At 70.9% G+C, this 22,891-nt stretch carries 21 protein-coding genes; 7 read left to right on the top strand and 14 right to left on the bottom strand.

Annotated elements, in window-relative coordinates:
- Nucleotides 1-11 precede the first annotated feature (11 nt).
- Both ACIBK1_RS28135 and ACIBK1_RS28130 read right to left on the bottom strand, forming a co-directional pair.
- Nucleotides 12-2,549, bottom strand: a complete 2,538-nt coding sequence (locus ACIBK1_RS28135) for a DNA translocase FtsK (RefSeq protein ID WP_396738736.1) — start codon at nucleotides 2,547-2,549, stop codon at nucleotides 12-14.
- Between the two features lie 10 nt (nucleotides 2,550-2,559).
- Nucleotides 2,560-3,588 (bottom strand): helix-turn-helix transcriptional regulator, encoded by a 1,029-nt coding sequence (locus ACIBK1_RS28130; RefSeq protein WP_396738734.1) that lies wholly within the window; start codon nucleotides 3,586-3,588, stop codon nucleotides 2,560-2,562.
- Nucleotides 3,589-3,617: 29 nt separating this feature from the next.
- On the opposite strand from ACIBK1_RS28130, the gene ACIBK1_RS28125 reads away from it, so the two are divergent.
- Together ACIBK1_RS28125 and ACIBK1_RS28120 are read left to right on the top strand one after the other, a co-directional pair.
- On the top strand, nucleotides 3,618-4,493 hold the full coding sequence (locus ACIBK1_RS28125; protein ID WP_030510664.1) for an NmrA/HSCARG family protein: 876 nt from the start codon (nucleotides 3,618-3,620) through the stop codon (nucleotides 4,491-4,493).
- Between the two features lie 11 nt (nucleotides 4,494-4,504).
- Complete coding sequence (locus tag ACIBK1_RS28120) at nucleotides 4,505-5,005, top strand: cupin domain-containing protein (protein WP_030510665.1); 501 nt, start codon at nucleotides 4,505-4,507, stop codon at nucleotides 5,003-5,005.
- A 57-nt stretch (nucleotides 5,006-5,062) separates the two neighbouring features.
- On the opposite strand, the gene ACIBK1_RS28115 is transcribed toward ACIBK1_RS28120, so the two are convergent.
- The 9 genes from ACIBK1_RS28115 to ACIBK1_RS28075 all read right to left on the bottom strand — a co-directional run bounded on the left by ACIBK1_RS28115 (nucleotide 5,063) and on the right by ACIBK1_RS28075 (nucleotide 13,666).
- Nucleotides 5,063-6,313 carry a hypothetical protein gene (locus ACIBK1_RS28115; protein WP_396738732.1) on the bottom strand — a complete coding sequence of 417 codons (1,251 nt, stop codon included), beginning with the start codon at nucleotides 6,311-6,313 and terminating at the stop codon, nucleotides 5,063-5,065.
- Nucleotides 6,310-6,921, bottom strand: coding sequence for a DUF6879 family protein (locus ACIBK1_RS28110; protein ID WP_030510667.1), 612 nt, complete (start codon nucleotides 6,919-6,921; stop codon nucleotides 6,310-6,312). The genes ACIBK1_RS28115 and ACIBK1_RS28110 overlap by 4 nt, the downstream gene beginning before the upstream one ends.
- A 76-nt stretch (nucleotides 6,922-6,997) precedes the next feature.
- Nucleotides 6,998-7,123: a hypothetical protein gene (locus ACIBK1_RS28105; RefSeq protein WP_269321814.1), complete on the bottom strand. Its 126-nt coding sequence runs from the start codon at nucleotides 7,121-7,123 to the stop codon at nucleotides 6,998-7,000.
- Nucleotides 7,124-7,171: 48 nt separating this feature from the next.
- Nucleotides 7,172-8,425, bottom strand: a complete 1,254-nt coding sequence (locus tag ACIBK1_RS28100) for a HesA/MoeB/ThiF family protein (RefSeq protein ID WP_197042817.1) — start codon at nucleotides 8,423-8,425, stop codon at nucleotides 7,172-7,174.
- An 87-nt stretch (nucleotides 8,426-8,512) separates the two neighbouring features.
- Complete coding sequence (locus tag ACIBK1_RS28095) at nucleotides 8,513-9,286, bottom strand: IclR family transcriptional regulator (protein WP_030510669.1); 774 nt, start codon at nucleotides 9,284-9,286, stop codon at nucleotides 8,513-8,515.
- 30 nt (nucleotides 9,287-9,316) lie between these two features.
- Nucleotides 9,317-10,480 (bottom strand): enolase C-terminal domain-like protein, encoded by a 1,164-nt coding sequence (locus tag ACIBK1_RS28090; RefSeq protein ID WP_396738729.1) that lies wholly within the window; start codon nucleotides 10,478-10,480, stop codon nucleotides 9,317-9,319.
- Between the two features lie 91 nt (nucleotides 10,481-10,571).
- Entirely contained in the window at nucleotides 10,572-11,861 is a 1,290-nt protein-coding gene (locus ACIBK1_RS28085) for an ABC transporter substrate-binding protein (protein WP_396738727.1), read from the bottom strand.
- A 49-nt stretch (nucleotides 11,862-11,910) separates the two neighbouring features.
- Nucleotides 11,911-12,789 carry a carbohydrate ABC transporter permease gene (locus tag ACIBK1_RS28080; RefSeq protein ID WP_396738725.1) on the bottom strand — a complete coding sequence of 293 codons (879 nt, stop codon included), beginning with the start codon at nucleotides 12,787-12,789 and terminating at the stop codon, nucleotides 11,911-11,913.
- A gap of 19 nt (nucleotides 12,790-12,808) precedes the next feature.
- Nucleotides 12,809-13,666: a carbohydrate ABC transporter permease gene (locus ACIBK1_RS28075; RefSeq protein ID WP_030510673.1), complete on the bottom strand. Its 858-nt coding sequence runs from the start codon at nucleotides 13,664-13,666 to the stop codon at nucleotides 12,809-12,811.
- A gap of 247 nt (nucleotides 13,667-13,913) precedes the next feature.
- On the opposite strand from ACIBK1_RS28075, the gene ACIBK1_RS28070 reads away from it, so the two are divergent.
- Together ACIBK1_RS28070 and ACIBK1_RS28065 are read left to right on the top strand one after the other, a co-directional pair.
- Nucleotides 13,914-14,831: a 5-dehydro-4-deoxyglucarate dehydratase gene (locus ACIBK1_RS28070; protein ID WP_396738723.1), complete on the top strand. Its 918-nt coding sequence runs from the start codon at nucleotides 13,914-13,916 to the stop codon at nucleotides 14,829-14,831.
- Between the two features lie 51 nt (nucleotides 14,832-14,882).
- Nucleotides 14,883-16,184 (top strand): polysaccharide lyase family 1 protein, encoded by a 1,302-nt coding sequence (locus ACIBK1_RS28065; RefSeq protein WP_396738721.1) that lies wholly within the window; start codon nucleotides 14,883-14,885, stop codon nucleotides 16,182-16,184.
- Nucleotides 16,185-16,243: 59 nt separating this feature from the next.
- On the opposite strand, the gene ACIBK1_RS28060 is transcribed toward ACIBK1_RS28065, so the two are convergent.
- The 3 genes from ACIBK1_RS28060 to ACIBK1_RS28050 form a co-directional block, all read right to left on the bottom strand.
- Entirely contained in the window at nucleotides 16,244-16,672 is a 429-nt protein-coding gene (locus ACIBK1_RS28060) for an ester cyclase (protein ID WP_396738719.1), read from the bottom strand.
- A gap of 232 nt (nucleotides 16,673-16,904) precedes the next feature.
- Nucleotides 16,905-18,308, bottom strand: a complete 1,404-nt coding sequence (locus ACIBK1_RS28055; RefSeq protein WP_396738717.1) for an aldehyde dehydrogenase (NADP(+)) — start codon at nucleotides 18,306-18,308, stop codon at nucleotides 16,905-16,907.
- Between the two features lie 13 nt (nucleotides 18,309-18,321).
- A complete protein-coding gene (locus ACIBK1_RS28050) occupies nucleotides 18,322-19,125 on the bottom strand; it encodes an NAD-dependent epimerase/dehydratase family protein (protein ID WP_396738715.1) in 804 nt (267 codons plus the stop codon).
- A gap of 453 nt (nucleotides 19,126-19,578) precedes the next feature.
- Between ACIBK1_RS28050 and ACIBK1_RS28045 the strand changes: the two genes are divergently transcribed.
- The 3 genes from ACIBK1_RS28045 to ACIBK1_RS28035 are packed head-to-tail and all read left to right on the top strand — an operon-like array spanning nucleotide 19,579 to nucleotide 22,870.
- Nucleotides 19,579-20,481, top strand: a complete 903-nt coding sequence (locus ACIBK1_RS28045) for a 5-dehydro-4-deoxyglucarate dehydratase (protein WP_363420639.1) — start codon at nucleotides 19,579-19,581, stop codon at nucleotides 20,479-20,481.
- Entirely contained in the window at nucleotides 20,478-21,752 is a 1,275-nt protein-coding gene (locus ACIBK1_RS28040; RefSeq protein WP_396738713.1) for a glucarate dehydratase family protein, read from the top strand. Before ACIBK1_RS28045 ends, ACIBK1_RS28040 begins: the two co-directional genes overlap by 4 nt.
- On the top strand, nucleotides 21,749-22,870 hold the full coding sequence (locus ACIBK1_RS28035) for a hypothetical protein (protein ID WP_396738711.1): 1,122 nt from the start codon (nucleotides 21,749-21,751) through the stop codon (nucleotides 22,868-22,870). The genes ACIBK1_RS28040 and ACIBK1_RS28035 overlap by 4 nt, the downstream gene beginning before the upstream one ends.
- The last annotated feature ends 21 nt before the right edge of the window (nucleotides 22,871-22,891 follow it).

Raw genomic sequence — 22,891 nt, 5'->3', positions numbered from 1 at the left:
AGGCCCGGCGGCTACTCGCCGCCGCGCAGGTCGGCGAGCAGGCCGGGCAGGTCGTCGGGCTTGACCAGCACCTCCCGGGCCTTGGACCCCTCGCTCGGGCCGACCACGTTGCGGCTCTCCAGCAGGTCCATCAGCCGTCCGGCCTTGGCGAAGCCCACGCGCAGCTTGCGCTGGAGCATCGACGTGGAGCCGAACTGGGTCGACACGATCAGCTCGGCGGCCTGGATCAGCAGGTCGAGGTCGTCGCCGATCTCTTCGTCGATCTCCCGCTTCGCGGCGGCGGGCGCGGCGACGTCCTCCCGATACTCGGCCTGCATCTGGACCTTGCAGTGGCCGACGACCTCCGCGATCTCCTTCTCGGAGATGAAGGCGTTCTGCAGCCGCATCGGCTTGCTCGCGCCCATCGGCAGGAACAGCGCGTCGCCCTGGCCGACCAGCTTCTCGGCTCCGGGCTGGTCGAGGATGACCCGCGAGTCGGCGAGCGAGGAGGTCGCGAACGCCAGCCGCGAGGGCACGTTCGCCTTGATCAGGCCGGTCACGACATCCACGGACGGCCGCTGGGTGGCGATGACCAGGTGGATGCCGGCGGCCCGGGCGAGCTGCGTGATGCGGACGATCGAGTCCTCCACGTCGCGCGGCGCGACCATCATCAGGTCGGCCAGCTCGTCCACGATCACCAGCAGGTAGGGGTACGGCTGGTAGACGCGCTCGCTGCCCGGGGGCGGCACCAGCTTGCCCGCGCGCACGGCCTTGTTGAAGTCGTCCACGTGCCGGAAGCCGCTGGCCGCCAGGTCGTCGTACCGCCGGTCCATCTCGCCCACCACCCATTCGAGGGCCTCGGCGGCCTTCTTCGGGTTGGTGATGATGGGCGTGATGAGGTGCGGGATCCCCTCGTACGCGCTGAGCTCGACCCGCTTGGGGTCGACGAGCACCATGCGGACCTCGTCGGGCGTGGCCCGCATGAGGATCGAGGAGATCAGGCCGTTGATGCAGGTCGACTTGCCCGCGCCGGTGGCGCCGGCGATGAGGATGTGCGGCATCTTGGCCAGGTTGGCCACGATGGTGCGGCCCTCGACGTCCTTGCCGAGCCCGACGATCATCGGGTGGTGGTCGGCCTGGGCCACCTGCGAGCGCAGCACGTCGCCGAGCGACACGAGGTCCTTGTCGACGTTGGGGATCTCGACGCCGATCGCCGACTTGCCCGGAATGGGAGACAGGATCCGGACGTCCGCGGACTTGACGGCGTAGGCGATGTTCTTGGTGAGCGCGGTGACCTTCTCGACCTTGACGGCCGGGCCCAGCTCGATCTCGTACCTGGTCACCGTCGGACCCCGGGTGAAGCCGACGACCTGCGCGTCGATGGCGAACTGCTCCAGCACGCTGGTCAGCGCGTTCACGACCGTCCGGTTGCCCTTGGTCTCCTGCTTGGGCGCGCTCCCCGGCCGCAGCATCGTGAGGTCCGGCAGCGTGTACGGCCCCTCCTGGCTGGACAGGACGAGCTGCTCCACCTTGCGCGGCGCGGGCGTCGGCAGCGGAGGCTGGGGCGCCGGTTTGGGTATCTCCGGCTCGGTCGGCTCGGCGGACTCCACGAGGTCGTCCATGAGGCCGGGGACGATCTCCGGCGAGTGGTCCTTCTCCGACAGCACGGGCGTGTCGTACGGCTTGACGGTGTCGCCACCCTCGGGCGCCCCGCGCCCGCCGCCCTGCTGCTTGCGCGTGCGCTTCTTGGCCGACCCGGGGGCCTTGCGGGGCTCCCCGGTCTCGTCCGGCCGCTGGAAGAGCATGTGCTGGATCTCGGCGAGACGCTCGGGGATGCGGTGGACCGGGGTCGCGGTGATCACCAGCAGGCCGAAGCCGGACAGCATCAGCAGCAGCGGGATCGTGATGAACGCCGGGAGGATGCTCGACGGCGGAGCCGAGACGATGAAGCCGATCATGCCGCCCGCCGCCGACACGTTGTCCATGCCGTCGTTGGGCCCTCCGGAGGGGTACGGCGTGCCGTGGGCGACGTGCACGATCCCGAGGATCCCGGCCAGCATCGCGGTCCAGCCGATGCCCATCCTGCCGGTCTCGGCGTTCTGGTCGGGGTGGCGCAGCAACCGCCAGGCGAGCAGCGCGAGCAGCACGGGCACCGCCCAGGCGAGCGATCCCACCGTGCCGCGCACCACGGCGTCGACGAACGAGGCGAACCCCGTCTTGGTGTCCCGCCACGTCAGGGCGGCGAGCACGATGGCGCCCGCGAGCACCGACAGCCCCTGGCCGTCGCGGCGGTGCATGGGGTCGAGGTCGCGGGCTCCCTGCCCGAGTGCCCGGGCCGCCGCTCCCACGCCGTTCGCCAGCAGCATCCACATGCCGATGACGAGCTTGCCGATCACGAGGAAGAACCAGCTGATCGGGTCCTGGCCGGTGGCGACCGGCCGCTTGGGCGCGGGCCTGGGCGCCGCCCTCCCTCGGGAACCGGCCGGGGATCGCTTCGATGAAGCCGTACGGGATCCGGAGCGCGACGCGGGGCGCTTGCCGGACCCCTGTCCGGACGTACGGGTGGCCATGATGCCGAAGTTACCCCGGATGCGGGCGATTACCGGGGCGGCGCGCCGGGAGCCCGCCCGACGAGACACCCGTCTCCGGGGCGCCGCCTCTTGGGGTTCCGCCCTCCGGGGCGCTGGGGTCCCCCTGTCCGTCGAGGAGCGCGCTCACCCGCCTGCGACCGTCTTCGCCCGCCGGCACCTGCAGCACCAGCAGGAGATCGGGGTGCTCCGCCGGGCGCAGCTGGAACATCTCCAGGTCCACCCGCCCGATCTCGGGGTGGTCGATCGCGACCGTCGCGGGCCTGAACCGGCGGACCGGGTAGTCCGCCCACCACTCCCGGAACTCCGGGCTGACCTCGCTCAGCTCCGTCACCAGCGTCGTGAAGGCGGGGTCCCCCTGCCGGTGTCCCATCGCGGCGCGGAACTGGCTGATCAGAGCGCGAGCGGCGGGTTCCCAATGGACCATCCGGGCGCGGTTGCCGGCGTCGGTGAACATCATCCACAGCAGGTTCCGCCTGCCCGGCGGCAGCGTCAGCGGATCGTGGCGGAGCAGGGCGTAGGGGGTGTTCCAAGCCAGATAGTCCAAGCGCGCGTCGTACACGGAGGCGGCGTTCGGGGCGGCGGCGTCCACCAGGCGCCGCAACCGGTCCCGGGGTTCCCCCTCCCCGGACGGCGTGTCCGGCGGGGCCAGCCCGGCCAGGTCCCGCAGGTGGCGGTGTTCGTCGGGATCGAGCAGCAGCGCACGGGCCAGCGCGTCGATCACCTGCGCCGACGCCGAGATGTCCCGTCCCTGTTCCAGGTAGGTGTACCAGGTGACGCCGACACCCGAGAGCTCGGCGATCTCCTCACGGCGCAGGCCGGGGGTGCGGCGCAGGGCCGGATCGCCTTCCGGCAGGCCGACGTCGGCCGGACGCAGGCGAGCCCGCCGGGCGCGGAGGAACGCGCCGAGCTCGGCCCTGCGGCTCGACGCCCTGGCGCGGCGGCCGGGCCCGTGACTGGCAGCACGAGTGCCAGGACCGCCGGACGCCGTCTCGTTATCGTGACGTCCATGATCCTTCACACCGCGAGTGTGCCACGGAGGTAGGCGCCATGAGCGATCCCGTACTGGTGGTCGGCGCCACGGGCCGGCAGGGCGGCGCGACCGCGCGCCAACTGCTCGCCCGGGGCCGGAGCGTACGCGCCCTGGTGCGCGACCCGGGCGGTTCCGCCGCGCGGGCTCTGGAGGAGTCGGGGGCGGAACTCGTCGTGGGCGACCTCGACGACGAGGGGTCGCTGCGCCGCGCGATGCGGGGCGTGGACGGGGTCTTCCTGGCGCTGACCATGATGCAGGGCCCGAAGATCACGGTCGAGGGCGCCGCCGCCGAGGAGCGGCGGGGCCTGACGGTGGCCCGGCTGGCGGCCGAGATCGGCACGGGACACCTCGTGTACAGCTCGGTCCCCGGCACGGACCACCCTTCCGGAATCCCCCACATCGAGAGCAAGGCACGGATCGAGCGCGAGATCCACGCGCTCGGGCTGCCGGCGACGATCCTGCGCCCGGTCTCCTTCATGGAGAACTTCAGCACCTACAACCGGCCGGTCCTGGAGGACGGCACGCTGGTCGTGCGGCTCCCCGCGCAGCCCGGCACGCCGATGCAGCTGATCGGCGTCGACGACATCGGGGTGTTCGCCGCCCTCGCCTTCGAGCGCCCCGGCCGGTTCCTCGGCCGCACCGTCGACCTGGGCGCCGACGAGCTCACCCCGCTCGAGATCGCCGCCACGTTCGGCCGGGTGTGCGGCCTGCCGGCCCGCTTCGAACAGACGCCCATCGAGCAGGTGCGCGCATTCGACGAGTGGGTGGCCCGGATGTTCGAGTTCTTCGAGGAGCAGCCGCCCGCGCAGGTCGATCCGCGGGCCCTTCGCTCCGAGCACCCGGGCCTGATGACCTTGGAGACGTGGCTGCGTGCCACCGGCTGGAAAGCGTGAGGTTCACGGACATGACCGATGGACGGCTGCTGCCGCCGGGAGGCGGCGACACGATTCAGGCGATGACGCTGAAGGTCGGCGCGGAGCAGACGGCGGGGTGGTCGGTCTTCGAGGCCGTGGTCGCCCCCGGTTTCGACGTCGGGGCGCATCTGCATCACGAGGCGGAGGAGATGTTCTACGTCATCGACGGCGAACTCGACCTCCTCGCCTTCCATCCGGCCGCCGAGGCCGGCCCCGACTGGCGTTCCTGGCGGTCGGAGACCGGCGCCGAGGTGCTGCGGGGCGGGCCCGGGAGCTTCATGCACGTGCCGGCCGGATGCCCCCACGCGTTCTTCAACCCCGGCAGTGAGCCGGCCCGGATGCTGTTCGTCGTGACCCCGGCGGGTCACGAGACATACCTGCGGGAGCTCACCCGGATGCTTACCTCGGGGCCGCCGGACCAGGCCGAGATCGCGGCGCTGCGCGCCCGGCACGACATCCACCAGCTGACCCCGCTCACGAACCGAGCCTGACGACCCTCGCTTTCGACCGGTGGGTCCGGCAGCGGTACGGGTGGCGGGACGCCGGAGTCAGTCGCGAGGCGGGGAGAAACCCGGAAGGCCGGCGGAACGGGCCGGGCGCGCCAGTCTCGCGATGAAACTCCGTACGCGTGGCCCGTGCCGGCGGGTCCACGCCCTCACCCAGACACCCTGGTAGGCGACGACGACCCCCAGCGTCAGCAGGGCGTCGACGGCGTCGACCAGGCCGTCGTGGTGGTCGTCGTGGTGGTTGTCGTGGCGCAGGAGCACGCCGAGGGACCGGGCGACCAGCGCGACCGTGAACGGGACGGAGATCAGGAGGAAGACCCCGAGGCAGAGCCCCGTTCCGGCGACGAGAAGCACGCTGTAGATCCGGACGAACCGGCGCTGCCGGGGCTCGATCCCGGCGAGCGGTGCCGCGGTGGGCATTCGGGCGGCCCGGCGAAGCAGATGCAGGAGGAAGGCGGTCGCGTCGGCGTAGAGGTTGCGGCAGCGGGCCAGGTCCTGCACCAGGAAGTACAGGTCGGTGCGCATGAAGATGAAGAACTGCAACGCCAGCCCCGTCATCTCGGTGAGAGCGATGACGGACAGCAGCGTGTTGCCGCCGGACAGCGCCATCGTCAGCAGGCAGCCGGCGAGAACGCTCGCGTCCACCGCCATCCCCGCGAGATAGACGGTCAGGCGGATCCGCCGCTCGGCGAGCCAGATGCCGGAGACGTCGGTCTGCGCGGCCAGGAACTGGAGGCGCGTGTCCACCCGGATGCGGCCGGGGACGCCCGCGGCCCGCGCGGTGAGGAGGTGGGCGAACTCGTGGAGTGAGACCAGCACGGCCACCAGGGCGATCTCACTCAGCAGAACCACTGTTCCGTGGTCGCTCCAGAGCAGGGAACGCCACCGGGGAACGACGTCGGGGCGCAGCGCCGCGGCGACGACTCCGCCGAGTACGAGCAGGCCCATCAGGCAGTGCAGCAGGGGGCTCAGGGTCCATCGCACCATCCCCTTCGTGATCCAGGGAAGCGAAGGTGCGGGAGTGCCGGTGTCGGCGAAGACCCGATCACCGATCGAGGCCACCATCCCCACGGCCGCCAGGTCGTGCACGAATCCGGACACGTCGAGCTCGACTCCGAGCTCGGCCTTGAGCTCTTCGCGTGTCGCGAGGATCGTCCGCCCGCTGCCGAGCAGTTCGATCGCCCGTTTCCCCGCGTGGGGAACCGCGATGCAGACACCCGTCTCGACGCGGCCGACGATCCATCCGTCCTCGTCCTCGCGGAAGCCGAGAGGGCGCAGCCGGACGTCCGTCATCGCGCTTCTGTGCCCATCCGGGGCGGCGGAAGCGGGACGACCCGCTTGTCCACGTAGGCCAGCAGGTCCTCACCTCGCTCGTACAGCGAGGAGACGACCGAACCCCACGCGGCCACCACGTCGGCGTCGTCTATCCGGCGCGCGCCGGCACACGCGCCCCCGTCGTCGTAGTGCACGTGGTACATGTGCCTTCCGGGAAAGATGACCAGTTCCGGAAGGGGGCCGTCCCTCTCGATGCCCGTCAGTTCACCGGCGTCCAGAACCCTGCCGCGCTCTCCCAGGCGCATGCGCAGGGCGAGAAGGTGCAGCTCCCATTGCAGGTACGCGGTGAGCGGTGTCTCGACGACCCGCAGGCGGCGCAGTTCCCCCCGGGCGGGAAGATCCGCGGCGATCGTCTCCCGTGCCGCCTCCAGCAACTCGAGCGACCGCCGCCAGTCTCCCGCACGCATGGCGTTCCAGCTCGGGTTCTCCCCCTCGTCGAACGTCTGGGCGCGCTCCAGCTTCCAGATCACACCGTCGACGTGGTGGAAGACCTCCAGGAAGTCCGCCGCGTACTCCCGCATGGGCAGCGTCGTGCCCGGCACGGCCTCCGGTCGGGGTATTTTCATTCCTCACCGTCATTCGTTCTCGCAAGACAATGGCCCGGACGGCGACTCGGAAATCACCTATCCGGACCATCGCCGGTCAGCTATTCGAGTTTCCGCTGTACGACTGCGTGGTCTCGATCTTGTCAAGCAGCCGGAACGAAATCTTCCCGGCCACGTCCTCGGTCTCGGCGGAATCCTGCACCGCCGGCTCCTGTCGCTCCATTTCCACCCCCTTTCGTCGCGATAACTCACGACAGTAGGCCGCGACATATCAGGCGTCAATAGCGGATTCTTGCCCTCCTTTTCGCCGCAACGCGCAGCCGGCGCATTCCGGCGAAGCCTCATGGAGCGTGTACACATGCTGTTCTGGCGCGATCAGATTTATTCCGGTGACGTGACTGCGCAGGGTCACCGGAATTCCGGCCACCATCGAGATGACGGCCTGCGCGGTGAGGTGACCGGAAATACCGGCGGACGGCGCCAGCACCCCCGGCCCGCCGAGGTCGACGCGGACCCCCGGCGTCAGCGTCGCCTCGATCGCGGCGGTGAGGCATTCGTAACAGGGCCCGTCGGCGGTGAAGACCCCCACGCTGACGAGGGGACCGCGGTAGCCGCCGACCGCCCAGGGCACCCCGGCCATCAGGCATGCCCGGTTGGCCCAGATCCGGATGCTGTCCCGGCCGCGAGGTTCGTCGGCGCACAGGGCGAGCGCGTCGAAACCGGTCAGCAGCGCGGACAGGTCCGCCCTGCTCTTGACGGCGCGGGTCTCCCCCGTCGCGTCAAGGTCCGAATTGATCTCCCTGAGGCGGCCCGCCACCACGTCGGCCTTCGGTTTCCCGATGTCCGCCTCGGTGAACAGCGCCTGCCTGGTGAGATTCGACAACTCGACCACGTCGCGGTCGACGCAATGGATCCTGCCGACCCCAGCGGCGGCCAGCGCCCAGGCGGCGTGACTGCCGGTGCCGCCGAGCCCCAGGACCAGCACGCGGGCGCGCTTCAGCGCGACCTGCGCCTCCCAGCCGTGCGCCCGGGGAACGAGATCCACCCAGCGGAAGAACGCCCTGTTGCGCGAATACCGCTCCGTCTCCGCCGCGCTGAGATCGCTCGGCGGCGGGGCCGCCGCGTCCTCCAGATAACCCGATCCCAGCAGCAGGTCCACCACGCCGGCCGCGTCCACTCTCGTCAGGCCGGGAAACAGGCCGCACAGATGAGCGGCGACGTCGGCGGGCGCGCGGGTTCCGTCCATCGCCGACAGCGCGGCCCACGCGTGACCATGCGGATCCGATATCTCCGCGGCGATTCCATAGATGGATCCGCCGATGCGAATCCTGTCCCGCCCGATTCTGTAGGGCCGATGCTCGGCCTTCACCCTCGGCAATCGCAAGCCGACCTCCATCGGCCGGAGGAGACGATCACGATACCGGGAACTTATCAATGCGAATTGCTGTCGGTCAATGTCTTTTGGCGAATACGCCGAAGACCGGGAAGAGTACGTGCGGGACGGTACGCCGAGCCGGTCGGCCACAAAGAATCGCCACGCCCGGACGAATTCTAGATTTGTTCTATATGCGGGCGCCCCGCACGCATATGCGTGCGGGGCGCCGTGGGCGCGTCAGTACGCGCGGCGCTGCCGCATGGCGGAGCGCTCGATGCGCTCGCGGGCCTCCAGAAGGCAGGAGGCGATTTCCTTCTCCCGCTCGGGTGTGAGGCGCGGGATCGGCACCGAGCAGCTGATGGCGTCGCGCGGCGGGTCGCTGATGTGCAGCGCGACGCCGAAGCATCGCAGCCCCTCGGTGTTCTCCTCGCGGTCCACCGCGTAGCCCTGCTTGCGCACCCGGTGCAGGTCGACCAGCAGCTCCTCGGCGTCCACGATCGTGTGGGCCGTCAGCGAGGGCAGCTCGGCGGGCAGTATCGCGCGCACCTCGTCGTCGTCCCTGCTCGCCAGGATCGCCTTGCCGAGCGACGTGGTGCTCGCCGGCAGGCGGCGGCCCACCCGCGAGAACGGCCGCAGGTAGTGCCGCGAGGCGCGCGTGGCGAGATACACGATGTCGAAATGATCGAGACGGGCGAGGTGCACCGTCTCGCCCGTGACCTCGGCCAGCCAGTCCAGCGCGTCGTGCGCGAGCTGGACCACCGGGTCGCCGTCGATGTACGTCGCCCCTACCAGCAGAGCCCGCATCCCGATCCGGTAGAGCGTGCCGGTGACGTCGGTCTCGATCCAGCCGAGGTCGACCAGCGTGCGCAGCAGCGCGTGCAGGCTGCTCTTGGGGTAGCCCAGCTTGCCCTGTAGGTCGGTGAGGCTGTGCAGCCCGGGATACTGCGCGAAGAAGTCGAGCAGCTCGACCGTCCGGAGTGCCGACTTCACGTGCGGCACGGGTTCCGCCATGTGTACCTCCCTGACCCGCCTGTCCGCCTCCTATTGTGAGCCGGTTCCCCAGGAGGCGACCGTCCGGGAGGCGATGTAGTCCATATCCAGATCATCCCCCAGTCCGGGAGTGTCCGGCATCCGCACCTTCCCGTCGGCGAGCGGGTCGACGATCGACCGCAGGTGCGGGGCGGGCGTGTCGTAGTCCGAGTGCGGGTGCAGCAGCCCCCGCTCGTACCACCGCCCGCAGAGGGTGGCGCCGATCACGGCCAGGGCGCCGGAGCCGTTGCCGTGGATCTCGCAGTCCATGCCGAACGACTCGGCCAGGTGGACCGCCTTGATCGCCGGGATGATCCCCCCGGAGCCGACCACGCCGACCCTGAGGATGTCGCAGGCCCCCGCGGCCACCCACTCCGCCCGCGCCATGTGCTTGCCCCAGGAGGTCTCCGGCCCGAGGATCGGCGTCCTGAGCTGGTCGGCGAGCCATCGGTACGACTGCACCGACGCCTCCTCCATCGGCTCCTCGTACCACGCGAAGTTCAGCTCGTCGAGGGCCCGGCCGAGGGCCAGGGCCTCGGAGCGGGAGTACCAGTGGTTGCTGTCGAGCATGAGGGCGACGTCGGGGCCGACCGCCTCCCGCACCGCGGCGCACGCCTCGATGTCGCGGTCCACGCCGTACGGCATGGGCGGCATCCAGGTGTGCACCTTGATCCCGCGGTAGCCGCGGGAGACGAGTTCCTTGGCGAAGGCGGCGTAGTCGTCGGGGGTGGCCAGGCCGCCGGGGATGTCGTCGCCGCACATCGTGCTCGCGTAGGCGGGCACCTCGGAGCGGGCGCCGCCGAGGAGCTTCCAGACCGGAAGGCCGAGCTTGCGCCCGGCGAGGTCCCATAGAGCCTGGTCGGCAGCGCTGAGCGCCCGGTCGGACAGGTTGCCCTGGGCGCCCCGCTGCCGGCGGGCGACGCGGTGCCACAACCGCTCCCGGTCGAGGCTGTCCTGACCGATCAGCGCCGGCCCGATGTGGCCCGTGATCACCGCCTCCCTGACGGTGTCCGGCGCCGCCAGGCAGTATCCGGTCGCGCCGTCGCTGTCGGTGACGGCCAGCAGCGCCTCCCGCACCTCCCGGGGCGGGCCGGGATGCCGGTGACCGTGCCCGTCCACCACGGACCGGGTGACCGTGGTGAAGACCGTGACGATGACGCGTTCGACGACCGCCATGGACTCTTCCTCTCTCTCGGTGGGGAGGGGCCGGAGGGCCGGTGCGCGGTCAGGGACGCACCGGCCCGGTCCCGGGACGCGGCGCCGATCGTCAGCCGCCGGTCGCCTTCTTCCATTCGGCCTGGGCGTCGGTCAGCTTCTGCGCCAGGGTGTCGAGGAACTCCTGGGGCTTCATCTGGCCGAGCAGCACCTTCTGGAAGAGGGGCTCGGTGTCGGCCTTGGTGATGGAGGAGAACTGGGGCAGGTAGTAGGGCGGCGACACGACCTGGGTGTTCGGGTCGTTCAGCGTGTCGACGGCCGTCTTCAGGTGCTCCAGGCCCTGCACCCAGGAGTCGCCCTGCGCCTCGGTGTTGGCCGGAATCTGGCCCGTCTGCTGGTTCCAGTAGCTGTTGCTGTCGTGGGAGACCAGGAACTCCACGAACTTCCAGGCGGCGTCCTTGTGCTCGCTGCTCTTGAACACCGCGAAGCCGTCCACGGGGTTGGCGACGATGGTCCGCTTGCCGCCGGGACCGGTCGGCAGCGCGAAGGCGCCGATCTTGTCCTTGCCGTGCGCCTTGACGTGGTCGTTGTAGGAGCCCAGGTTGTGGTGCATCATCGCGATCTTCCCGGTGCCGAACGCGGCGACCATCTTCGGGAAGTCGTTGGTGACGTCGGCCTCGGGGGTGTCCTTCTTGTACAGTCCGGCCATCTTGGTGAGGAACTCGACGTTCTTCGGGTCGTTGACCGTGCTCTTGCCCGATGCGTCGAAGAATTCGGTCACTCCCGAGTAGGAGTACATCTCGGCCAGGATCTGGAAGATCGAGCCGGCGCCGCCGCGGATGGTGTAGCCGTACTCGTCGGGCTTCTTGGTCAGCTCGTCGGCGTCCGTGAAGAACTCGTCCCAGGTGTCCGGCGCCTGCTGGAGCTTGTCCTTCAGGTACCACACCACGTCCATGTTGGAGGTGCCCGGCACCAGGTAGAGCTTGCCGTCGGGCACGGTCTCGCGGACCGAGTCGAGCATCGAGGTGGCCAGCTTGCCGTTCACCGAGCTCTTGGCGAGCCACTCGTCCGCCGGCTCCAGCGCCTGCTGGCCGGTCAGGTTGGCCAGGTACGACGTGGTGACGCCGCCGACGTCGGGGGTGTCCCCGCCCGCGACGGCGGTGTCGTACTTCTGCTGGACGGAGGCGATCGGGACGCCGACGTACTCGACGCGGATCGAGGGGTTGGCCGCCTCGAACCGCTTGATCAGCTCCTGGTAGATCGGAGTGCGGGCGCCCCCGTTGTTGTCCCAGAACGTGATGGTCGTCTTGCCGGAGCCCTCGCCGGAACCCGAGTCCGACCCACACCCGGTAGCGGTGACGGCGAGAACGGCGAGCGCCGCCCAGGCCACTTTCATCTTCATGGTTCCTCCTGCTTAGGACAGGCTGCTCTCGACAGTTCTCTGGGGGGTGCTATCCCTTGACCGCGCCGGCGCTGATGCCGTGCACGAGATAGCGCTGGACCACTGCGAACACGCAGACCACCGGCAGGGCGGCGACGACGCCCCCGGCCGCCAGGGCCCCGAAGTCGGCGCTGTACTCCCCGATCGTGTAGCTGAGCCCGACGGGGATCGTGAAGCTGTCCTGTTTGCTGACGAACATCAGCGCGAACAGGAAGTTGTTCCACGTGTGAATGAAGGCGAACGACCCCACGGCGATCAGACCGGGCCGCAGCTGCGGCAGCACGATCGCGAGGAAGCCGCGGAACCGGGTGCAGCCGTCGACCATCGCGGCCTCCTCGACCGTGAACGGCACGGCCGAGATGAACCCGCTCATCAAGATGATCGACAGGGGCAGGTTGAAGACGGTGTCGGCGACGACGAGGCCGGCCAGGCTGTTGATCAGGCTGAGCGACTTGAAGATCGAGAACAGCGGGATCAGCATCATCGCGCCGGGGATGAACTGGGTGCACAGCAGCACGACCATGAACAGGCCCCGGCCGCGGAACCGGTAGCGCGACAGCGCGTACCCGCCCATGACCGCGATGACCGTGGTGACCAGCAGCGACCAGACCCCGACGATCACGCTGTTCTTGAAGAACACCGCGTAGCCGATGTCGTTCCAGACGGTCTCGAAGTGCTCGAACGTGATCGGCCACGGCACCGGGTCGGTCGATCCGGCCGGCCGCAGGGCGAACACGAGCATCCAGTAGAACGGCACGAGGGTGAAGACCAGGTACATCCCGAGGGGGACGTAGAGCCTCAGCACCCGGCCGGGATCGCGCCTCTTCCGCCGGCGGGCCCCGTCGGGCACCACTCGCGTGCCCGGTCGGATCATGACGTCGGCGCTCATTGCGAAACCCCTCGCCTCTTCATCGTTCCTCGCCGAACCGGCTGAGCCGGAGGTAGAGGATGGAGCAGAACAGCAGGATCACGAAGCCCGCCATCGTCAGCGCCGAGCCGTACCCGAAGTCCTTGGAGTCGACGGCCCGCTGCGCGACGTACAGCGGCAGCGTGGTCGTGACCTGCGCCGGGCCGCCGCCGGTGAGCGTGTAGAGCAGGTCGACGTTGTTGAACTCCCAGACTCCGCGCAGCAGCGTGGCCAGCACGATCGCGTCCCGCAGGTGCGGCAGCGTGACGTGGAGGAAGCGCCTGATCCGCCCGGCGCCGTCCACCGCCGCCGCCTCGTAGAGCTCGCCGGGGATGCCCTGCAGGCCGGCGAGCAGGAGGATCGCGAAGAACGGCACGCCGCGCCACAACTCGGTCACCACCACGGCCGGGAAGACCGTGTCGGGGTTGCCGAGGACCGCCGCCTCGGGCTGCCCGAGGAAGCGCAGCACCCCGGTGCTCGGCGTGTAGAGCAGGATCCAGATGCCCGTCGTCAGCACCCCGGAGACGGCCCAGGGCGAGAAGACGAGCGACCGGGCGAGCCCCCTGCCGATGAAACTTTCATTGACGATGAGGGCCAGACCCAGCCCGAGGATCAGCTGGAGGCCGATCTCGGCGACCACCCATTTGGCGGTGAATCCCAGGCTGTGCCAGAAGACCTCGTCCTCGAACAGCATCTGCCGGAAGTTGTCGAGCCCGGCGAAGCCGTCCGCCCATGGCCGGGTGAGGTTGCGGTGCTGCAGGCTGTAGTACGCGACGCTGGCGATCGGGTAGACGAGAAACGCGGCGATGAGCGCGACTGTCGGCGAGATCAGCAGGTACGGCACGGCCCTGCGGCGCATCGTCGTCACCGGCGCATCTCCTCTGCGACTATTCCCCGAACCGAGTTCAAGACATATTCCTGAACGTAGTTCACAAACGTGGACGGATCAACGGTGATATTCGGGCCGCAGTCCTGTCAAGGACCCGTGTCACATTCGAAACATTCGCTCTCTCGGGGTGCGTGTCTTGACCGCACGCCGCCGCGCGCCGTACGGTCCCGGTGTTCATGAATATGAATTGCGTTCAGATGGATGACGGAGGAAGCCGGTGACGTTCGACGGCCTGCTGTTCTTCCCGGTCACGCCCTGCGACGAGGAGGAACGGCTCGACCTCGAGGTGTTCCGCCGGCATGTGCGTCAGGGCGTCGAGGCGGGGTGCGGCGCGGTGTTCGCCTGCTGCGGCACCGGTGAGTTCCCCGCGCTCAGCCTGCGCGACTACGCCGCCTGCGTCGCCGCGGCGGTCGAGGAGGCGGCCGGGCGCGTCCCGGTGGTCGCCGGGACCGGCTACGGCACCGCGATGGCCGTGGAGTTCGCCAGGGCGGCCGAGGACGGCGGGGCCTCGGCCCTGCTCGCGCTGCCGCCGTACCTCGTGCAGGCGGGCCAGGACGGCCTGCGCCGCCACTACGAGGCGATCGCGGAGGGCACCCGGCTGCCGATCATCCTCTACCAGCGGGACAACGCCGTCTTCGAGCCGGAGACGGTCGCGGCGCTCGCGCGGCACCCGGGCGTCATCGGGCTCAAGGACGGCTACGGCGACCTCGGTCTCATGCGCCGGATCATCGAGGCCGCCCCGCCGGAAATGCTCTACTTCAACGGCCTGCCGACGGCGGAGCTGTCCCAGCCCGGCTACCGGGACCTCGGGGTGGTCCGCTACTCCTCTGCCGTCTTCTGTTTCCTCCCCGGCCTCGCGCTCGCCTGCTACCGGGCGCTGCGGGACGGCCGCGACGACGTCGCGAACCGTCTGATCGAGGGCTTCTACCGTCCCCTGGCCGGCCTCCGCAGCGAGGGCCCGGGGTATGCCGTCTCGCTCGTCAAGGCGGGCGTTCGCCTGCGTGGTCTGGACGTGGGACCCGTCCGCCGGCCGCTGTCCGATCCCAGCCCCGAGCACCTCGACAGGCTCGCCGCGCTGATCGACCGCGGTCTCGCCCTTCTCGAAGAACTGGAGCGGTCGCCCGATCCGGCCTGAACGCCGCGTACGGACTCGTCTCGGGGGAGCGACCGCGGAACGGAGACAGTCATGCCCGGAAGATCCCTACTCCTGTCGGCCGCCTTCGCGATCACGGCCGCCGTCCCCGTGCTGGGAGCGGCCCCCGCGGGAGCGGTCACCCCGCCCGCCGCGAAGCCGGCCGATCTCGGGCGGCAGACGCTGCCCGCGGGCGACGGCTGGGCCTCGGCCGGCACGGGAACCACCGGCGGCGCGGCGGCCCCCGCGTCGAACATCCACGTGGTCACCGACCGCGCCGGCCTGGCCGCGGCGCTCGCCTCCCCCGGCCCCCGCATCATCTACGTCAAGGGCGTCATCGACGTCGACAAGACCTGCGCGGACTTCGCCGCCGACGGCTACACGCTCGCCGGTTACCTCGCGGCGTACGACCCGGCGGTGTGGGGACGCGACACCGAGCCGTCCGGGCCCATGGAGGACGCGCGGGCCGCCTCCGCCGCGGCGCAGACGGCGTACATCAAACTGAAGGTGCCGTCCGGCACCACCATCGTGGGCCTGCCGGGAGCGACGATCCGGCACATCAACCTGCACGTGGATAAGGCCGACAACGTCATCATCCGCAACATCCGCTTCGAGGACGCGGCCGACTGCTTCCCCCAGTGGGACCCCACCGACGGCGACGAGGGCAACTGGAACTCCCTCTACGACAACATCTCGGTCACCGGCTCGACCCACGTCTGGATCGACCACAACACGTTCACCGACGGGGACAACCCCGACGCGAACCAGCCGGTCTACTTCGGCCGGCCCTACCAGGTGCACGACGGGCAGGCGGACATCACCAACGGCTCCGACTTCGCGACCGTGTCGTGGAATGCGTTCTCCGACCACGACAAGACCATGCTGATCGGCTCGACCAACAACCCCGCGACCGACCGGGGCAAGCTCAGCGTCACCGTGCACCACAACGCGTTCTCCGGCAACCTGCAGCGGCTGCCCCGCGTGCGGTTCGGCAAGGTGCACGTCTACAACAACTACTACCAGGTGCCCGACGCCGGGCCCTTCGAGTACGCGCTGGGCGTGGGCGTGGAGTCCCAGATTCACGCCGAGAACAACTACTTCCGGCTGAGCCGGAGCGTGGACCCGGCCGACCTGCTCTACAACTGGGGCGGCACGACGCTGACGGCCAAGGGCAACCTGCTGCGGGTCGGCGGCAAGGAGCGGCCCATCGACCTGGTCGCCGCCTACAACGCGAAGAACGACCCCGACCTCGGCGCCGACGCGGGCTGGACCCCGACACTGCACACGGGGATCGACCCCGCCGAGACCGTGCGCAGGGAGGTCTCCCGGCACGCCGGGGCCGGCGAGATCCACTGACGGCCGGCGGCGCGCGGCCCCTGTGCGCGGCCCCTCCGCGCACAGGGGCCGCGCGCACCCTATGGCGGCGGGCCGACGCGGGACAGCGGCAGCCCGAGCTGGAGATACAGCTCCAGCTGGTCGAAGAAGACCTGCTGGTCGACGATCAGGCCGTCCTGCAGGGCGAAGAACCAGCAGCACCGCACGCTGATGTACCGCCCGGCGCCCTGGAGCACCTCGCCCGTGGTGAGCGCGAACGGCCCGGTGTGCCTGCCGGTCGCCACCGCGGTGACCGCCGTGGCCTCGCCGTCCACGGCCTTCCGCAGCACCGTGACGTGCATGTCGGGGAACGCCTGCCAGGTCCGGGTGTAATAGGACGCTATCTCCGAGCGTCCCTCCACCGGGCCGCCCGGCCCCACCATGGCGGGCTTGGAGCAGTAGCAGTCCATGATCGCGCCCAGATCGTGGGCGTTGAACGCGCTGGTATATCGGTCCACCACGTCGGCCACGGCGAGACCCCCGATTCTCGCACCGAAAATCCAGGCTATCGGGGCGTCGGCCCTTCACCTCGGGCGGGCGTCCGGGCGAGCAGGCGGGCGAGCACGTCGTCCAGCGGACGCCCCGGCTGCCGGGGCAGGTCGCGCGCGGGATCACACAGGCCCGCGCCGCTCCCCGGGAACGGGAGCGGCGCGGAAACGGGCACCCTGGAAACGGGCGCCGCGGGAAACGGGCGCGGTGGTGTCAGACGCGCAGGCTGCCGTCCACACGTTGCGGCACGCCGAGGGGGTTGTCGTCGCGCAGCTCCGGCGGCAGCAGGTCCGCCGGCCAGTCCTGGTAGGACACGGGGGTGGTCCAGCGGCCGATCGCGGCCGCGCCGACCGAGGTGTGCGCCGGAGCCGTGGAGGCGGGCCAGGGGCCGCCGTGGTGCATCGCCCAGCAGACGGCGACGCCCGTGGGCCAGCCGTTCCAGATGAGCCGCCCCGCCAGGCGGCGCAGGGCCGGCACGAGATCGCGGGCCTCCTCCGGCCCGGCCGCGTGGACGGTCGCGGTCAGCGACCCGGGCAGCCGGCGCAGCACGGCGGGCAGGTCGGCGGCATCGCGGTAGCGCACGACGATCGCCGACGGACCGAAGCACTCCTCCCCCAGCTCGGGCAGCCCGTCCGCGAACGCCTCCAGATCGGCGGCGAAGACCTGCGGGGTGATGCCGTCCACCGCGCTCCCGCCGGCCAGCAGGGTGAGCCGCTCGGCCAGCCGGCCGGACGCGCGCAGGTAGCCCTCACGGATCTTGTCGGTCAGCATGGGCCCGCCGCTGGTCGCGCCGACCGCCTCGGCGACAGCCTGCTCGAACCCGCCCTCCGCCGGGACGAACACGAGGCCGGGGTTGGTGCAGAACTGCCCCACGCCGAGGGTCAGCGAGGCCGCGAACCCGGAGGCCACCTCGGCGGGGTCGGCCGAGGGCAGCACGACGACCGGATTGACGCTGCCCAGCTCACCGTAGAACGGGATGGGGTCGGGCCGCTCGTCGATCAGCTTCTGGATGGCCGTGCCGCCCGCGAGCGAGCCGGTGAAGCCGACCGCCGTGACGAGCGGGTGCTTCACCAGCGGAGCCCCCGCCTCGAACCCGTGCACGAGCCCGAGCAGGTCGGGGTCGGGCAGGGCCTGCCGTACGACGGAGGCGGTCAGGTCGGAGGTGCGGGGATGCCCCTCGTGGGCCTTGACCACGACCGGGCAGCCGGCCGCGAGCGCCGACACCGTGTCGCCGCCCGCCACCGAGAACGCGAAGGGGAAGTTGCTGGCCGAGAAGACGGCCACGACGCCGAGCGGGTGGTTCATCCGGCGCAGATCGGGCCGCGGCGGGATGGCTCCGGGGTCGGTGTGGTCGATCACCGCCTCGACCCAGCCGCCGTCCCGCAGGACGTCGGCGAACAGCCGGAACTGCGCGGCCGTGCGGGCGATCTCGCCGCGCAGCCGCGCCTCCGGCAGCCGGGTCTCCTCCGCGGCGGCCGGCCACAGCTCCTCGGCGTGCTTGAGCAGGGCGTCGGAGACGCCTTCGAGCACGGTGGCACGCTCGGCCGGGGGCGTCGCCCGCCACGCCTCGCCCGCCGCCGCGGCCCGCTCGACCGCCGCCTGGACGGAATCGTTCATCTGGCCGGTCACCTCATCCCCCCGTCGTTAGGTTCTCGACGTCGTAGCGGGGACCGCAGAAGGCCCCGCCGACCAGCGAGTGCGGCGACTTCCCGGGATCGGGCTCGCCGTACTCGGCGATCAGCTTATCGGCGTACATTTCCGCGTCGTCCTTGGGCTCGTAGCCGATGACCCGGCCCTCCTCCAGCGACCACCAGCGGCGCGTGTTGGCGGACACGCCCCACACCACGTGGAAGCCGCCGGCCGCCAGCGACGCCTCGACCAGCCGCGCGCAGTCGTCCGGGGACAGCCAGGTCGACAGCATGCGCACGTCCCTGGGCCGCTCGAAGCACGAGCCGATGCGCAGGCAGGTCACGTGCATGCCGTAGCGGTCGTGGTAGAGCGAGCCGAGCGCCTCCTTGGTCACCTTGCTCACGCCGTAGAAGGTGTCCGGGCGCGGGAACAGGTAGTCGGGCGCCTCGTCCTCGCCGCGCGGGAAGAACCCGACCGCGTGGTTGCTGCTGGCCAGCACGACGTGGCGCACGCCGGTCCGCCTCGCGGCCTCCAGCACCACGTAGGTGCCGTTGATGTTGACCTGGAGGATGTCCGCCCACGGCTGTTCGACGCTGTGGCCGCCCAGATGCAGCACCGCGTCGACGCCGTCCATCGCCGCCTCCATCGCCTCGGGGTCGGTGATGTCGGCGGTCACCGCCTCCTCGCCCGGCCCGGCCTCCAGCGGGACGACGTCGAGCAGGCGCAGCACGCGCCCCTCCCTGGCCAGCCGTGGTCGCAGCAGGGTGCCGACGCCGCCCGCCGCGCCGGTCATGAGAATTCGCATGTGCCTCCTGTCGGATCGGCCCTGCATGGAGCGCGGCCCCGGTGTGGGGGATCGGGTGCCCGCGCCGGTGCGCGGCGCTCCGTGAGCGTCCAAGCGACGTACGGACCATGTCAATGCCGAACGGCGCCAGTCTCGCAGCAACCCCAATCGTTCACAAGTACGGGCATAGTTCACAAATCTGACCCGAGATCTCTTCTTGACGCAACTGATGTCAATTTCTACGGTCTTGCTAGCAAGGACACACAATTGCGGGCCCCACACTCACCGCCGGCACTCGCCCGCCGGCGGCCCTCGTCCATGGCGCTCCGGGCCTTCCGGCGGCAGCTCATGCGGGGGCTGACCAGCGGTGCGGCCACAGGCGGGCGAAGTTGACTTTCGTCGGATCACCCGGCTAGCTTCGTGAACATATTGACGAACTTTGTCCATATATATGGACAGCGAGGGGGTGGGCGGATGCATCTCGACGGCGTTCTCTTCTTTCCGGTCACACCGTTCGGCGCGGACGGTGAGCTGGCCGAGGACGTGCTGGCCAAGCACGTGAACCGAGGGGTGACCGAGGGCGCGGGCGGGGTGTTCGCCGCCTGCGGCACCGGCGAGTTCAACGCCCTGGGCATCGACGAGTACGCGCGGGTTGTGCGGATCGCGGTCGAGTCGGCGGACGGGCGGGTTCCCGTCCTGTCCGGCGCCGGCGGTCCGCTCCCGTTCGCCCGCGAGTGCGCGCGCAGGGCCGCCGACGCGGGCGCCGACGGCCTGCTGCTGCTGCCGCCCTACCTGGTCAGCGCCCCCGCCGAGGGGCTGGTCCGCTACGTCCGCGAGGTCGCGGCGTCCGCCGACCTGCCGATCATCGTCTACCAGCGGGCCAACGCCCGCTTCACCCCCGCCGCCGCGGTGGCGCTGACCGAGATCCCCAACGTCGTGGGGTTCAAGGACGGCCTGGGCGACATCGACGCCATGCAGCGGATCGTGCTCGCCGTCAGGGAGGCGACCGACCGTGACTTCACCTTCTTCAACGGGCTGCCGACGGCCGAGATGACCGTGCCCGCCTACCGGGGGATCGGCGTGAGCCTGTACTCCTCCGCCGTGTTCTGCTTCCTCCCCGAGGTGGCGCTGGCCTTCCACAAGGCCGTGACCGCGGGGGACGACGACCTCGTGCGGCGCCTGCTCGCCGGCTTCTACCGCCCCCTGGTCGAGCTGCGCGACCTCGTGCCCGGCTACGCCGTCTCGCTCGTCAAGGCGGGCGTCACGCTGCGCGGCCTCGACGTGGGCCGGGTGCGCCCGCCGCTGGTCGACGCGGCCCCCGAGCACGTGGCCCGGCTGGAGCGGCTGATCGCGGCCGGTCTGGAGATCGTGGGATGAGGATTCGCGAGATCAACGTCACGCCGGTCGCCTTCCGCGACCCGCCGCTGCTCAACGCCGCCGGCGTCCACGAGCCGTGGGCGCTGCGCACGATCGTCGAGGTCCTCACCGACGAGGGACTGACCGGCCTCGGGGAGACCTACGGCGACCTCGACCACCTCGTGCGGGTGCGTGCCGCCGCCGAGGCGCTGATCGGCCACGACGTCTACGGCCACAACGCGATGTACGCCACCGTGGCCGGCCTCGTCGGCGCCGACGTCGTCACCGACCTGCACGGCCTGACCGGCACCTCCTCCCGGGCCAAGACCGTCGACCGGATCTTCTCCCCCTTCGAGGTGGCGTGCCTGGACATCCGCGGCAAGGCGGTGGGCCGGCCCGTCGTGGACCTGCTCGGCGGCAGGGTGCGCGACGCCGTGCCGTACAGCGCCTACCTGTTCTACAAGTGGGCGGGCCACCCGGGCGCGCCGGAGGACGGGTTCGGCGCCGCACTCGACCCCGAGGGGGTGGTCGAGCAGGCCCGGCTGCTGATCGGCCGGTACGGCTTCCGCTCGATCAAGCTCAAGGGCGGGGTGTTCCCGCCCGAGCAGGAGGTCGAGGCGATCCATGCGCTGCGTGAGGCGTTCCCCGAGCACCCGCTGCGCCTCGACCCCAACGCCGTCTGGAGCGTGGAGACCTCGATCCGGGTGGGCCGCGAGCTCGACGGCGTGCTGGAATACCTGGAGGACCCGGCCGAGGGCATCGAGGCCATGGCGCGGGTCGCAGCCGAGGTGCCCATGCCGCTCGCCACGAACATGTGCGTGGTGACCCCCGAGCACCTGCCCGAGGCCGTCCGGCGCAACGCCATCGGGGTGCTGCTGACCGATCACCACTATTGGGGCGGTCTGGTCCGCTCGTCGCACATCGCCACGCTGTGCGAGACCTTCGGCATCGAGCTGTCCATGCACAGCAACTCCCACCTCGGGATCAGCCTCGCCGCGATGACCCACCTGGCCGCCGCCACCCCGTCGGTCACCCACGCCTGCGACACCCACACTCCCTGGCAGGACGGCCAGGACGTGGTCGTTCCGTCTTCGGGCGGTGAAGGCGCGCTGCGGTTCGTGGACGGGGCGGTCCCGGTGCCGGAAGGCCCGGGGCTCGGAGTGGAACTCGACCGCGACGCCCTCGCAATCATGAACGAGCAGTATGAGAAGTGCGGGGTCCGCTCCCGCGACGACACGACGTACATGCGGTCCGTCGACCCGTCCTTCTCCGCTCGGAGGCCACGCTGGTGAACGTCATCTACGCCTACCCCTGGGACATCGTCGGCGATCCCGGCGCCGCCGCACGCCTCAAGGCGCTCGGCGTCGACGCGGTGGCGCTCGCCGCCTCCTACCACACCACCCGCTCCGCGACCCCTTTTCATCCGGCGCACCGGCTGGTCGACGCACGGCACGCGGCCTGCTACGTGCCCGTACGCGAGGAGGCGTGGAAGGGCTCACGGCTCGTGCCCGGCACGCCGTCGTGGATGGACTCCCCCGACCCGTTCGGGGAGGCGAGGGACGCCCTGCGCGCCGCCGGCCTGCCGGTCCAGGCGTGGACCGTGCTGACCCACAACACGATGCTCGGCTCGGCCAACCCCGACCTGGTCGTCACCAACGCCTTCGGCGAGCCCTACCCGTACGCGCTGTGCCCGGCGGCGGCCGACGTGCGCGACTACTGCCGCACGCTGGTCCACGAGGTCGTCGAGGCGGGCGACCCCGACGCGCTGATCCTGGAGGCGTGCGGCGCGCTCGGCTTCCGGCACGGCGGCCACCACGAGAAGACCGACGGCGCGGACTGGTCGCCCGCGCAGATAGCGCTGCTGTCCCTGTGCTTCTGCGCGGCCTGCGCACGCCGCTACGAGGCGGCCGGGCTCGACGTCGCCGAGGTCCGCGCCCGGGTGCGGGCGGCCGTCGACGGCGCGCCGGGCTCGGTCGAGGACGCGCTCGGCGACCTGGCCGGAGCGCTGCGCGACCTGCGCACCGGGCTCGCGGGCGAACTGCGCGACCTGCTGCTGGCCGAGGCCAGGGCGGTGCGGCCCGGCCTGAGGATCGCCCTGCACGCCAGCGCCGACCCGTGGGCGACCGGCCCGTTCGCGACCGTGCCCGAGGGGGTGGACGTCGACCTGCTCGTCGGCAACTGCTGGAACTCCCCCGAGGTGGACGAGGCCGGGCTGCGCGCCCTGAGCCGGCTCGGTCCCCGGGTGGGCGCGTACGTGCTGGCCCTGCCCCCGCGCCCGGCGGACGGCGCGGCGCTGTCGTTCCTGGCCGAGGCCTACACGGCCGCCGGCGCCGCCGAGATCCACTGGTATCACGGCGGCCTCGCCTCAGCCGCCCGGCTGAGGGCCGTCACGGAGGCCGTCCGCCGCTGAGCGCACCGCTCGGCGCTGCTC

Source organism: Microbispora rosea (assembly GCF_044460045.1).
GTDB classification, from domain to species: domain Bacteria; phylum Actinomycetota; class Actinomycetes; order Streptosporangiales; family Streptosporangiaceae; genus Microbispora; species Microbispora rosea.
Note: the sequence above shows the minus strand (reverse complement) of the source record. Positions and strands in the feature narration are given on the sequence as shown.